We start from the raw sequence: 12,541 nt of genomic DNA, 5'->3' as shown, positions 1-12,541 counted from the left end.
GCTGGCAACTGGGCTGGCGCGCCGACTGGCTGAGCGGCGAGGACGGGCTGACCGTGCAGGGCGACGTCTACCGCGGCGATATGGCAGACCGCCTGAGTGGCACACGCAACCTCGGCGGCGTCAGCACGTCGGGGCAGAACCTGCTGGCGCGCTGGACTGGCCGGCTGGACGGCGGCTCGCGGCTGCGCCTGCAGGCCTACTACGACCATGTGCGGCGCGAGGACACGATCCTGTACAGCCCGCGCTTCACGGTGCTGGACCTGGAGGCGCAGCACAGCTTGGCCTGGGGCGCGCACCAGATCGACTGGGGCGGCGGCTGGCGGAGCTCGCGCGACCACATCGCGCCGGGGCTGGTGTTCGGCTTCGTGCCCGAAAGCGCGCGGCAGCAATGGCACAACCTGTTCGTGCAGGACGAGCTGACCCTGGCGGACGGCTGGCGGCTGACGGCGGGCACGAAGTTCGAGCACAACGACTACACCGGCTGGGAGACGCTGCCGTCGCTGCGCCTGGCCTGGTCGCCGTCGGCGCGCTGGCAGTGGTGGGCCTCGCTGTCGCGCGCGGTGCGCGCGCCGGCCCGGCTGGACCGCGACCTGCGCCTGCCGCCCAAGCCGCCCTTCATCATCGCGGGCGGGGCCGACTTCGTGTCGGAGGTCGCGCGCGTGGTCGAGCTGGGCCACCGCGGCCAGCCGAGCAGCACGCTGAGCTATGCGCTGACGCTGTACCAGCATGACTGGCAGAAGCTGCGCAGCGGCCAGCCGCCGCCCAACGCCGTGGTGCAGAACATGATCGCCGGCAACAGCTGGGGCCTGGAAGCCTGGGCGCACTGGCAGCCGCTGCCCTGGCTGCGCTGGAGTGCCGGCTTCAATGCCCTGCAACAAGATCTGGCCGTGCAGCCGGGCAGCCGCGACCCGGTGGGGCCGTCCGCGCTGGGCAACGACCCGCCGCGGCAATGGCAGCTGCGCGCCACGCTGCAGCCGGCGGATCGCCATGAGCTGGACGTGGCGCTGCGCCATGTCGCCGCGCTGCCGAAGCCGGCCGTGCCCGCCTACACGGTGCTGGACTTCAACTACGGCTGGCGCGCCACCCCCACGCTGGCGCTGACGCTGGGCGGCCGCAACCTGCTGCATGGCCGCCATGCCGAGGCCAATGCTGCGCCGGGCCGCAGCGTCTTCGGGCCCGAGGCCTACGCGCAACTGCGGTGGACCCCGTGACACCGGCGCGGCGCAGGCCGCTGCTGGCCTTCGCGCTGGGCTTGCTGACGGCCGGCATGAGCCATGCACAGACCGACGATGCCGGCGGCGAGGTGCGCATCAAGGCCGAGTTCCTCTACAAGTTCACGGCCTATGTGGATTGGCCCGACGGCGCGCTGGGTGCTATCGATGCGCCCTTTGTCATCGGCGTGCAGGGCTCGGAAGCCATGCTCGGCGAGCTGAGCCAGACCCTGCAGGGGCGCACGGTGCAGGCGCGGCCGGTGCAGGTGCGGCGCGTGCGCGCGGCCGATGCCGACCCGGCCGTGCACCTGCTATTCCTGGCTCAGGGCGAGACGGCCAGCGCACGGCGCGGGCTGCTGCTGGTCAGCGAGGGCGCTTCCGGCGAGGCCTCGCCGCGCGCCGGCGCCATTCAGTTTCTGGTCGTTGGCGGGCGCGTGCGTTTCGATGTGCTGCTTGACGGCGCGGAACGCGCTGGCCTTCGCATGAGCTCACGGTTGCTGTCCGTCGCTCACAAGGTGCATGCGGCGGCGCGCTGAAGCTGCGGACGTCAGTCCTCGGGATCCAGCCGCCGCGCCCGCGCCAGCCGCCAGGCGTCGGCCGGGTCGCTGAAGACTTGCTCGGCCGTCGTGCCCGTCTCGCGGCCGGCGGCATCGATGGCGATGCGCTTGTCGAAGACGTAGCACTCGCCCTGCCAATCGGCTGCGGCGTCGGGAAAGGCTTCGAGGAAGCCCAGGATGCCGCCGTCGAGCTGCGCGACCTTCAGGCCCTGGGCCTGCATCCACGCTGCTGTCTTCTCGCAGCGGATGCCACCGGTGCAGTACATCGCGACCGTCTTGCCCTGCCATTCGTCGCGGTGTGCCTCGACATAGGCCGGGAAGTCGCGGAAGTGGGCCACGCCGGGGTCGATGGCGCCGCGGAAGCGCCCCAGCTTGAACTCGAAGGCGTTGCGGTTGTCGAGGACGACGGTGTCGGGGTCGGCCAGCAGTTCGCGAAAGCGCTGTGGGCTGACATGGGTGCCGGTGTCCTCGCCGCTGACACCGGGAATGCCGAAGGCGACGATCTCGCGCTTGACGGAGACCTTGAGCAGACTGAAGGGCGAGCGCTCGCAGGCGTTGTGCTTGCAATGCAGGCCGGCGAAACCAGGCTGCTGCTGGAGCAGCGCTTCAAAAGCTGCCACCACCTCGGCCGGGCCAGCCACCGCGGCGCTCAGGCCTTCCCCGGCCACCAGGATGACGCCGCCCAGACCGGCGGCGGCCTCGCGCAGCCAGGCGGCGAAGGCGGTGGGGTCGGCGACCGGCGTGAAACGGTAGAAGGAGCTGTGGACCAGGGGCATCGGCGCGGATTGTCGCGCCCGGCTGCCGGGGCCTCAGCTGGAGGACAGCACGAAGACGTTGCCTTCGGAGTCCTTGAACTTGGCGAACGTCCCCCAGGGCTGGGCCGTCGGCGGCGCGACGAACTCGACGCCGCGCTGCTGCAGCTGCCGGCAGGTCGCCTCGACGTCGTCGCAGGCGATGGCGCCGTTGAAGAAGGTGCCGATGCGATCCTCGTGGCCTTCGGGCGTGAACAGCACGACGCGCGTGGCCGAGTGGCCGACGCGCAGCTCGATCCAGCGCTTGCCCGGGCCCATGGGCTGGTCGGTAGCAACGGCGAAGCCGAGCTGGTCGCGGTAGAAGGCCAGCGCGCGGGCCGGGTCGGCGACGGGAACGCCGATGAATTTGACGTGGGTGATCATGGTGGCGGCTCGAAGCTGTTGGACGTGGCGCCCATTCTGGAAGCGCCCGGGCGGATCGCGTCCGATGGCTGCTATAGCATTGATCGCTATGCACAAACCGATCGCCCACCAGATCGACGCCTATGTCGTCGACACGCTGATGGCCGACCTCTGCGGCCATGACCGGCGGCCCTCGGCCTTTCTCGTCTACCTCTGCCTGGCCTGCGAGGCCCAGCGACGCCGCGCGGAAGCCGTGCCGCTGAGCCTGCAGGAGATCGCCACGCGCACCGGCCTGGCCAAGTCGACCGTGCAGACCGCCATCCGCCACCTGAAGCGCCGCGGCCTGCTGGACGCCGATCAGGTCGCGACGACGGCGGCCCCGCTGCGCCGGGTCGTCATGCCGTGGCGCGACTCCTAGAATCCTCGACCGCAATTCGGCCCCTTCCCATGTCCGACCGCCTCAAAGTCCTGCCCCAATACCTGATGCCCAAGCAGGCGATGACACGCCTGGCCGGGCATTACGCGTCCAAGCCGCTGGGTGGCGTGACGACCTCGGTCATCCGCCGCTTTGTCGGGCGCTACGGCGTCAACATGGCCGAGGCGGCCGAGCCCGACATCACGGCCTACAAGACCTTCAACGACTTCTTCACCCGGGCGCTGAAACCCGGCGCGCGGCCGCTGGCCGATGCTCCGCTGATCTGCCCGGTGGACGGCTCGATCAGCCAGGTGGGCCGCATCCAGGGCGACCAGATCTTCCAGGCCAAGGGACAGGCCTTCACGACGACGGCCCTGGTCGGCGGCGACGCGCAGCTCGCGGCGCGGTTCAAGGACGGCCTGTTCGCCAACCTCTACCTCAGCCCCAAGGACTACCACCGCATCCACATGCCGGCCGCCGGGCGGCTGGTGCGCATGGTGCATGTGCCGGGCGAGCTGTTCTCGGTGAACCCGACGACGGCGCGCGGCGTGCCGGGGCTGTTTGCGCGCAATGAGCGCGTCGTCTGCGTGTTCGATGACGACACCTTGGGTCGCTGGGTGCTGGTGCTGGTCGGCGCCACCATCGTCGGCAGCATGGCCACGGTCTGGCATGGCGTCATCAACCGCGCCGGCCCGGTACGCGAGTGGGACTACACACCTGGACAAGCGACGCTGGCCCAGGGCGACGAGATGGGCCGTTTCCTGCTCGGCTCCACGGTCGTCATGCTGTTCGAGAAGAGCGGCCTGCAGTTCAACCCGGCGTGGCAACCGGGAGGCTCGGTCCGGATGGGTGAGCTGATGGCGAGCTGAGAAGCGCCGCAGCTGCAGCGGGCGCCAGGGGCTTGGCCAACAGCCAGCCCTGCAGATGTGTGCAGCCCAAGGCCTCGACCTCGGCGGCCTGCGCCTCGGTCTCGACGCCTTCCGCCACGATGGCCAGGCCCAGCGCCTGGGCCAGCACGCAGGCCGCGCGCACGACGGCGCCGGCGGACGGCTCGGGCAGTGGGTCGATCATGCTGCGATCAAGTTTGAGTGTGGTGATGGGCAGGCGGCGCAGCAGGGTCAGCGAGCTCTGACCGGTGCCGAAGTCGTCGAACGCCACGCCCACGCCGGCGTCGCGCAGCCGGGCAAGCTGGGGCAGCACACGGTCCATGTGCGTCATCGCGGCGGTCTCGGTGATCTCGACCTCGATCAGCGTCGGCGCCAAGCCATGCGCGCGCACCAGGTCCAGCACCCAATCGGCAAAGCCGGTGTCCTCGAACTGCAGCGGCGACACATTCACGGCCACCGGCATCACGGCCAGGCCCTGCTGCTGCCAGGCACGCAGTTGCTGGGCCGCCTGGCGCAGGATCAGCGCGCCGAGCGGCACGATCTGGCCTGTGCGCTCGGCGGCGGGAATGAAGTCCGCCGGGCTGACGCGGCCGCGCCCGGGGCGCTGCCAGCGCACCAGGGCCTCGAAGCCCGCCAGGCGGCGCGTGCCGGCCTCGAATTTCGGCTGGTAGTCGAGCTGGAACTCCTCGCGCTCGATGGCCGCGGCCAGGGCCTGTTCGATCTCCAGCAGGCCGCCCGCCGCTGCCGACATGCCGGGCCGAAAGGCAACGACGGCCGCGCCGGCCTGCTGCTTGGCCTGGTGCATGGCCACATCGGCCGCACGCAGCAGGGCCGCGCCGTCCCGGCCATGGGCGGGGAAAAGCGCGATGCCGACCGACAGGTGCACATACAGGGCCCGGTGGGCAACGGCAAAGGGCGCGTTCATCAGCGCCAGCAGGCGCTGGCCAACCAGCAGGGCGCCCGCGTCGTCGTCGACGCCGGGCTGCAGCAGCAGGAACTGGTCTTCGCCCAGTCGTGCCAGCAGGGCCTCGGGCGGCAGGGCCTCGCGCAGGCGTGTCGCGATGGCCTGCAGCAGCGCGTCGCCGGTCTCGTGGCCCAGGCTTTCGTTGACGAGCTGGAAGCGGTCCAGGTCCGCCGACAGCAGCGCGAATCCCGGGCTGCCGGGCACCGTCAGCTCGGCCAGGCGGGCCAGGGCGGCGTGGCGGTTGGGCAGGTCGGTCAGCTCGTCATGCAGGGCCTGGCGGCGCAGCGCCTCGATGGCGCGCTGGCGCGCGGTGTCGTCCAGCATCAGCACCAGCAGGGCCGGCCCACCCTCCCATTCGATATAGCTGGAGCTGCCACGCAGATAGACGGCCTGGCCATCGCTGCGGTAGCGCTCGCCCTCCCAGGCGATCTGGCCGCTGCGCTCCTGCAGCAGGCGTTGGTAGCGGGCGCGCGCGGCCTCGATGTCGGAAGTGGCGATCAGCGGGCCGATGGGGCCGATGTCCTCCACGCGGTCGAAACCGAACATGGCCAGCGCCGCCGGGTTGGCATAGACGGCCCGCGCCTCGCGCACGACAAGCAGACCCTGCATGGACTGCTCGTAGAGCTGGCGCAGCTGCGAATTGACTCGCTGCGTCTCGTGATGGGCGCGGCGCACCGACAGCAGGATCAGCGCCATGGCCAGCACGGCCTGCACATAGGTACCGAGGATGTGGGTGATGGGAGAGCGGGCCAACGGGTCCAGCAGCGGGCCGCTGAGGTGCACCAGGCCGGAGGCCGCAAAGCAGCCGGCGACGAAGCGCTCGCCGGTCGCCCCATCCCGCCACAGCCAGGCGGTGGCCAGCCAGGCGCCGGCGGTCAGGATCAGGGCAGCGGCAACGACGGCATGGCGCTGCTGCACCAGCGCCAGCGCCAGGATGAAGCCGAGCAGGGACGCGAACAGCGGCGCGTTGCGCCGCCAGCGCCAGAGCCGGCCGCGGTAGCGCGCCGCGCCAGCCAGTTGCAGAGCCAGCGAGGCGATGACGGCCGCCGTCGCCACGGTGGCCTGGAGCTTGTAGTGCACGGACTCCGGGTCCGGCGGCACGAGGGCGATGCCCAGCGTGAGGCCCACGGCGAGCAGGACATGGCTCCAGCCCCAGTCGCTGATGTGGGGATGACCGGGCTCCAGCCGCGCCAGCACCAGCAGCGCCACGCCAAGCAGGGCGATCAAGCTGGTGCTGATCAGCAGGGATCCCGTCATCGGCCCATCCTAGCCAGGATGGGCCGCGCCACGTGACATCAGTCACGCGCCGAGTCGTTAGAACTCAGGACGGATGTCACGCGCGGCCAGCGCCCAGCGGTCACCAGGTGAAGGTCACGACGCCGCTGGCCGGCAGCTCGTAGCTGAAGCGCCGGCCCGGCGCCTGCACCGTGAAGCGGCGGGGCGCGCCGGCGGAGTTGCTGACGATCAGCGCCGTGCTGCCATCCGGGTTCGTGAACGCGACGTGGTCCAGGCCCGTCTTCTTGCCCTCGCCGCCTTCCGAGTCGATGCGCCGTGCGCCCTGCTGCACGAAACGGCTGGCGTGGCCGAAGGCGTAGTACTCGATGTTGCGCGTGACCTTGCCGGTCTTGGGGTCGATGGTGACGACGCCACGGCAGTCCTTGCAACCGCCCAGGTGCGGGCCGTATTGCGGGTCCAGCGCCAGGTTCCACATCAGCACGCCACKAGCGCCGTGGCGGGTGCTGCCGATGATGAGGTTGCGCGTGATCCAGGGCAGTGTCTCGGCCCACTGCGGCTTCCATTCGCCGCCGGAACACTCGGTGAACCAGACGTCCAGCTCGGGGAAATGCTGGGCCACCTGGGACTGCGCCGCCACGTCGCCCGCGTAGCAATGCCAGGCCACGCCGGAAACGTATTTGCGCGCCGTCGCATCGGACAGCATGGACAGCGGGCTCCACGGCTCGTCCCAGTTGTGATCCCACTCCAGGATCTGCGTCTTCAGGCCTTGGGCTTTGAGCAACGGGCCGAGGTGCTGGCCGACGACGGTCGCGCGCGTGGCCGGCGTCATGCGCATGCCGGGGTAGTCGGGCGGCTCGAAGTGCGGCTCGTTCTGCAGCGTCAGCGCAAAGATGGGCACGCCCTCGGCGCGCATGCTCTCGACGTAGCGCACCATGTAGCGGGCAARGGCGCCGTAGAACTCGGGCTTGAGCTGCCCCTGCACGAGGCTGTCGGTCGTCTTCATCCAGCCCGGCGCGCTCCATGGCGAGGCCATGACCTGCAGTTTGGGGTTGAGCGCCAGGGCCAGCTTGACGACGGGGATGACGTCGGCGCGTTCGGTGTTGAGAGAGAAGTTTTTCAGCTCGGGGTCGGTCTGGCCCGGCGGCATGTCGTCGAGGCTGTAGTGGCGGCGCGAGAAGTCCGATGCGCCGATCGTGAGCCGAGTCAACTCGAAGCCCAGGCCGTTGTCTTCCCGAGTGAACAGCTCGCGCATCAGCGCGTCGCGCTGGGGCTCGCTCATGCCGTGGCGGATCAGCCAGGCCGAGCCCTCGGTGATGGCCGCTCCGAAGCCGGCGATGCGCTGGTGCTGGCGCTTCGGGTCGATGCGGATCACGGCATCGGCCTTGTTGGCGGACTTGCTCACTTCGCTTGGCGCCAGCAATTGCTGCTGGTCGGCGGTCGTCAGAAAAGCCCGCACAGTTTCAGCGTTAGCGACGCTGGCGAGCGCGGCTGTCAGGGCGAGCAGAAGGATCTTCATGGCGGTTTCAGCTCAGGCGTTGTTCACTGGCGGCGTCGAAGACGCTGAGCGCCGACTCGTCGATGTCGAAGGCCAGCTCGTCGCCGGCCAAGATGCGGCGGCCGTCGTGCACCAGGACCGAGAAGCCCTGCTCGCCCAGCTTCATCCAGACGACCTGGTGGTTGCCCATGGGCTCGACCAGCTGCACCGTCGCGCGCCAGCGGCCATCCGACTGCAGGCGCACGTGTTCCGGCCGCACGCCAAGGACGAGGCCCTGGCCCGCCTTGACGCGGCCCTCGGCCAGCTGCAGAGGCAGCGCGCCTTCAAGCGAGCGGCCGTCGGCACCGACCCGGGCCGGCACCATGTTGATGGCGGGCGAACCGAGGAAGCCCGCGACAAAGAGATTGGCCGGGCGCTCGTAGACCTCGCTGGGCGTACCGATCTGCTGGATGACGCCGCTCTTCATGACGACGATGCGCGAGGCCAGCGTCATGGCCTCGACCTGGTCGTGGGTCACGTAGATCATCGTGTTGCCCAGCGTCTGGTGCAGCAGCTTCAATTCGCGGCGCAGCTCGGCGCGCAGCTTGGCGTCGAGGTTGGACAGCGGCTCGTCGAACAGGAAGACGCCGGCCTCGCGCACCAGCGCCCGGCCGATGGCGACGCGCTGGCGCTGGCCGCCGGACAGCTGAGCCGGCTTGCGGCTAAGAAGCGGCGTCAGCTGCAGCATGTCGGCCGCGCGCTTCACGCGGCGCTCGATCTCGGCCTTGGGGATACCGGCCACGCGCGGGCCGAAGGACATGTTGCGCTCCACCGTCATCGTCGGGTACAGCGCATAGCTCTGGAAGACCATGCCGATGCCGCGCTCGGAGGGCTCGGCATCGGTCATGTCCTGGCCGCCGATGTGGATGCTGCCTGCGCTCACGTCGATGAGGCCGGCGATGCTGTGCAGCAGCGTCGACTTGCCGCAGCCCGAAGGGCCGAGCAGCACGAGGAATTCGCCCTCGACGACCTGGAGGTCCAGGTTCTTGATGACCTCGTTGTGGCCGAACTTGATGCTCAGACCTTGGATGTTCACGCCACTCATTTGACTGCGCCCGCTGCAATGCCGCGCACGAACCAGCGGCCGGAAATCAGATAGACCAACAGGGGCACGGCGGACGTCAGGATCGTCGCGGCCATGTTGAGGTTGTAGAGACGCTCACCCGTCGTCGTGTTGATGACGTTGTTGAGCTGCACCGTCATCGGCTGGTTCTCGCGGCCAGCGAAGGTCAGGCCCAGGATGTAGTCATTCCACACGCCGGTGATCTGCATGATGGCCGCGACGATCAGCATCGGCGTGGACATCGGCAGCACCAGCTGCGCGAAGATGCGCCAGAAGCCGCCGCCATCCACGCGCGCCGCCTTGAACAGCTCGGTCGGCAGGCTGGCGTAGTAGTTGCGGAACAGCAGCGTCATGATGGGCATGGCGAACACCAGGTGCACGGCGACGATGCCGGGCAGGCTGCTGTAGATGCCGATGGCCGCTTCCAGCTTGACGAGCGGATAGATCATCACCTGGATGGGGATGAAGGCGCCCATCATCAGCACGCCGAACAGCCACTGGCCGCCCTTGGGCTTCCACCAGGAGAGCGCATAGCCGTTGATGGCACCCAGCAGGATGGGCAGGATGACCGACGGCACCGTGATGGCCACCGAGCTCCAGAAGCCGCCGCGAATGCCTTCGCAGCTGACGCCCGTGCAGGCTTCGCTCCAGGCGGCACGCCAGRCGCCCAGCGAGGGCGCCGACGGCAGCGCGAAGATCTGGCCGAGGCGGATCTCCTCCATGCTTTTGAACGAGGTCGTCAGCATCACGTACAGCGGCAGCAGGAAGAAGGCCGCGGCGAAGAGCAGGAAGGCGTAGACGCCGATGCGGGCCCAATGCTTGGTGCGCTTCATGCGTGGCCTCCCTTCGCGGCCTGGCGGCTGCGGGCATAGGCGAGCGGCGCGACCAAGGCGAGGACCGTGAGCAGCAACACCACAGCACCCGCCGAAGCCAGCGCGAGGTTGGCGCGACCAAAGAGATGGTCCATGATGAACTTGGCCGGCACGTCACTGGCCGTGCCGGGGCCTCCCTGGGTCATGGCGACGACGGTGTCGAAGACCTTGACGACGCCCGTGGCCAGCAGCGTGAAGACGGTCGCCAGCGTCGGGCCCATCATGGGCAACACGACGGACAGATACACGCGCCAGGTCGGAATGCCGTCCAGCCGCGCCGCCTTCCAGATCTCCTCGTCGATGCCGCGCAGGCCGGCCAGCATCAGCGCCATCACCAGCCCCGCACCCTGCCAGGTGCCGGCAATGACGACGGTGTAGATGACCATGTCCTGGTCAACGATCCAGTCGAAGCTGAAATCCTTCCAGCCCATCTGCTGCATCGCGTTCTGCAGGCCGCTGTCGGGGTTGAGCACCCATTGCCAGACCAGGCCGGTCGCGACGAAGGACATCGCATACGGGTACAGGAAGGCGGTGCGCAGCACGCCCTCGCCGCGCACCTTCTGGTCGATGAAGACGGCCAGCAGAAAGCCCAGCAGCATGGCCGCGACGATGTAGAGCACACCGTAGACGGCGAGGTTGTGGATGGCGAGCTGCCAGCGATCGTTGTCGAGCAGGCGTTCGAACTGCTGCAGGCCGACGAAGTCGTCCTTGGGGAAGGTGCGCGAGCTGGACACGGAGGTGCGCAGCGTCCACAGCACCGTGCCGACATAGCCGACGAGAACGATGACGGCCAGGGGCAGCAGCGCGCCCCAGGCCGCGAGGGAACGGCGTTTCATCGTCAGGACTTCAGCGCGTTGACGATGTCCTTCTGGACCTTCTCGACCGGAATGTTGCGGTTCCAGTAGCTCGTCAGCACGTCCTGCAGGGCGCCGTTCTGGTCGGGCGTGATGTAGATCTCGCCGTTGCCGAGCTGGCGCGACTTGTCCTTCATCGCGGCCACGCCCATCTGGGCGCACATGTCCATCTGGCTGACGTCGACGTCGGTGCGGATGGGGATGGAGCCCTTCTTCATGCTGAAGGCGACTTGCGTGGCGGGCTGGGTGATGACGCTGGCCAGCAGCTGCTGGGCCTTGACCTGGTCGGGCTTGTCGGTCTTGGGGAAGACCATCACGTCGCCCTGGATGATGTAGGGCGCCTTGGGGCCGAAGCCCGGGGCGCAGCCGTAGTCCTTGCCGGCCTCCTGCTTGGCCTGGGCGAACTCGCCCTTGGCCCAGTCGCCCATGATCTGCACGCCGCCGCGGCCGCTGATGAGCATGGCGGTGGCGTCGTTCCAGTTGCGGCCGGGCGAGCCCTTGTCGGTGTAGCCCTGCAGCTTCTTGTAGGCCAGCAGCACCTTCTTGAAGTCCTCGCCCAGGATGGCCTTGGGGTCGCGGTCGCGGAAGATCTTGAGATACAGGTCGCGGCCGCCGTAGTGGGCCAGCACGGCCGTGAAGACGATGCCGTCCTGCCAGGGCTGGCCGCCATGGGCCAGCGGCACAAGGCCGGCGGCCTTGAGCTTGTCCAGCGCCCCAAACAGCTCATCGAAGTTCTTGGGCTCTTCCGCGATGCCGGCCTTCTTGAAGGCGGCCTTGGAGAACCAGAACCAGGTCATGTTGTGGATGTTGACCGGCGCGGCGTAGTAGTGGCCGTTGACGCGGATGGCGCTCAGCACGGTCTCGGGCAGGAACTTGTCCCAGCCGTCGCGCTGGGCCACCGCGTCGACGTTGTTCAGCAGGCCCTGGTCGACGATGTCGCGGAACTGCTGGGTGGTGTTGAACTGGGCGGCCGTGGGCGGGTTGCCGCCGGCGATGCGGTTGATGGCGACCGAGCGAGCCTGCTCGCCCAGGGCGACAGCCGTGTCGACCCAGATGCCGCCCTGGGCCTTGTAGGCCTCGGCCAGGGTCTTGGCGGCGGCGGACTCGCCCCCCGAGGTCCACCAGTGGATGACTTCGGCCTTGAGGGGTTCGGCGGCGTTGGAAGCGGTTGCAACGAGCAGCGCAACAGCGGCCAGGGCATGGCGGGGGAACTTCATCTTGTCTCCGGATCTTGTGGGGCAGCGTGCGCAGTTTGCCCTGGCGCGGCTGAACGCGCCTGAGGGAGGACCCTGTAATATTTCATTTAGAAACCGCCTGTACCCTTTAAATAAAGGGCGCCACGCCGTTAATTATTCGTTCAGGAACTGGCCGTACCAGAGGCCGCTGTCCTTCAGGGTCCGTCTCTGGGTGGTGTAGTCCACATAGGCGATGCCGAAGCGGCGCAGATAGCCCTCGGCCCATTCGAAGTTGTCCAGCAGGCTCCAGGCGAAGTAGCCCTTGACCGGCACGCCGGCGTCCAGCGCCTGCTTGACCGCACTCAGATGGCGCTGCAGATAGGACAGGCGTTCGGCATCGTGCACATGGCCGTCGGGCGTCAGCACATCTTCGAAAGTGGACCCGTTCTCGGTCAGCTGGATGACGGCCGGGTTGTAGTCGCGCTGGATGCGGGTCAACAGGTCGACCAGGCCTTGCGGCGACACCTCCCAGCCGAAGCCGGTGCGTTCGACGCCCTCGCGCTCGACAAGGCTGGCGCGCATCGGGCCACCTTGCGCGTCGTCCTTCACCATCTCGGGG

The 12,541-nt window shown here is 68.8% G+C and carries 13 protein-coding genes; 4 read left to right on the top strand and 9 right to left on the bottom strand.

The window, feature by feature from the left end; genetic code table 11:
- Positions 1-1,211 (top strand): TonB-dependent receptor plug domain-containing protein (locus AC1DU6_RS09385; RefSeq protein ID WP_477856868.1); only part of this gene is annotated, 1,211 nt, incomplete at its 5' end.
- Complete coding sequence (locus tag AC1DU6_RS09380) at positions 1,199-1,747, top strand: TOL_0243 family YfiR-like periplasmic protein (protein WP_056200601.1); 549 nt, start codon at positions 1,199-1,201, stop codon at positions 1,745-1,747. The genes AC1DU6_RS09385 and AC1DU6_RS09380, both read left to right, overlap by 13 nt.
- Positions 1,748-1,758: 11 nt before the next feature.
- On the opposite strand, the gene trhO is transcribed toward AC1DU6_RS09380, so the two are convergent.
- Together trhO and AC1DU6_RS09370 are read right to left on the bottom strand one after the other, a co-directional pair.
- Positions 1,759-2,544: an oxygen-dependent tRNA uridine(34) hydroxylase TrhO gene (trhO, locus tag AC1DU6_RS09375; protein ID WP_457319866.1), complete on the bottom strand. Its 786-nt coding sequence runs from the start codon at positions 2,542-2,544 to the stop codon at positions 1,759-1,761.
- 33 nt (positions 2,545-2,577) lie between these two features.
- Positions 2,578-2,943, bottom strand: coding sequence for a VOC family protein (locus tag AC1DU6_RS09370; RefSeq protein WP_457319865.1), 366 nt, complete (start codon positions 2,941-2,943; stop codon positions 2,578-2,580).
- 88 nt (positions 2,944-3,031) lie between these two features.
- On the opposite strand from AC1DU6_RS09370, the gene AC1DU6_RS09365 reads away from it, so the two are divergent.
- Both AC1DU6_RS09365 and asd read left to right on the top strand, forming a co-directional pair.
- The gene (locus AC1DU6_RS09365) at positions 3,032-3,340 is read left to right on the top strand and encodes a helix-turn-helix domain-containing protein (protein ID WP_056200609.1); all 309 of its coding nucleotides are present in this window, start codon (positions 3,032-3,034) and stop codon (positions 3,338-3,340) included.
- Positions 3,341-3,369: 29 nt separating this feature from the next.
- Entirely contained in the window at positions 3,370-4,206 is an 837-nt protein-coding gene (gene asd / locus AC1DU6_RS09360; RefSeq protein WP_457319863.1) for an archaetidylserine decarboxylase, read from the top strand.
- On the opposite strand, the gene AC1DU6_RS09355 is transcribed toward asd, so the two are convergent.
- The 7 genes from AC1DU6_RS09355 to AC1DU6_RS09325 all read right to left on the bottom strand — a co-directional run.
- Entirely contained in the window at positions 4,148-6,445 is a 2,298-nt protein-coding gene (locus tag AC1DU6_RS09355) for a putative bifunctional diguanylate cyclase/phosphodiesterase (RefSeq protein ID WP_477856865.1), read from the bottom strand. The genes asd and AC1DU6_RS09355 overlap by 59 nt on opposite strands.
- Positions 6,446-6,545: 100 nt before the next feature.
- Positions 6,546-7,940, bottom strand: a complete 1,395-nt coding sequence (locus AC1DU6_RS09350) for a glycoside hydrolase family 30 protein (protein ID WP_477856863.1) — start codon at positions 7,938-7,940, stop codon at positions 6,546-6,548.
- A 7-nt stretch (positions 7,941-7,947) separates the two neighbouring features.
- On the bottom strand, positions 7,948-9,003 hold the full coding sequence (locus AC1DU6_RS09345) for an ABC transporter ATP-binding protein (RefSeq protein WP_477856861.1): 1,056 nt from the start codon (positions 9,001-9,003) through the stop codon (positions 7,948-7,950).
- Complete coding sequence (locus tag AC1DU6_RS09340; protein ID WP_477856860.1) at positions 9,000-9,854, bottom strand: carbohydrate ABC transporter permease; 855 nt, start codon at positions 9,852-9,854, stop codon at positions 9,000-9,002. The genes AC1DU6_RS09345 and AC1DU6_RS09340 overlap by 4 nt, the downstream gene beginning before the upstream one ends.
- Positions 9,851-10,729, bottom strand: a complete 879-nt coding sequence (locus AC1DU6_RS09335) for a carbohydrate ABC transporter permease (protein WP_457319854.1) — start codon at positions 10,727-10,729, stop codon at positions 9,851-9,853. The genes AC1DU6_RS09340 and AC1DU6_RS09335 overlap by 4 nt, the downstream gene beginning before the upstream one ends.
- Before the next feature lie 2 nt (positions 10,730-10,731).
- On the bottom strand, positions 10,732-11,964 hold the full coding sequence (locus AC1DU6_RS09330; RefSeq protein WP_056200626.1) for an ABC transporter substrate-binding protein: 1,233 nt from the start codon (positions 11,962-11,964) through the stop codon (positions 10,732-10,734).
- Positions 11,965-12,096: 132 nt separating this feature from the next.
- The coding region (locus AC1DU6_RS09325; RefSeq protein ID WP_477856858.1) for a family 1 glycosylhydrolase at positions 12,097-12,541 on the bottom strand (445 nt) is incomplete at its 5' end.

Source organism: Roseateles sp. P5_B10, assembly GCF_056400485.1.
The sequence above is the reverse complement of the archived record's forward strand: the minus strand, read 5'-3'. Positions and strand labels throughout refer to the sequence as shown.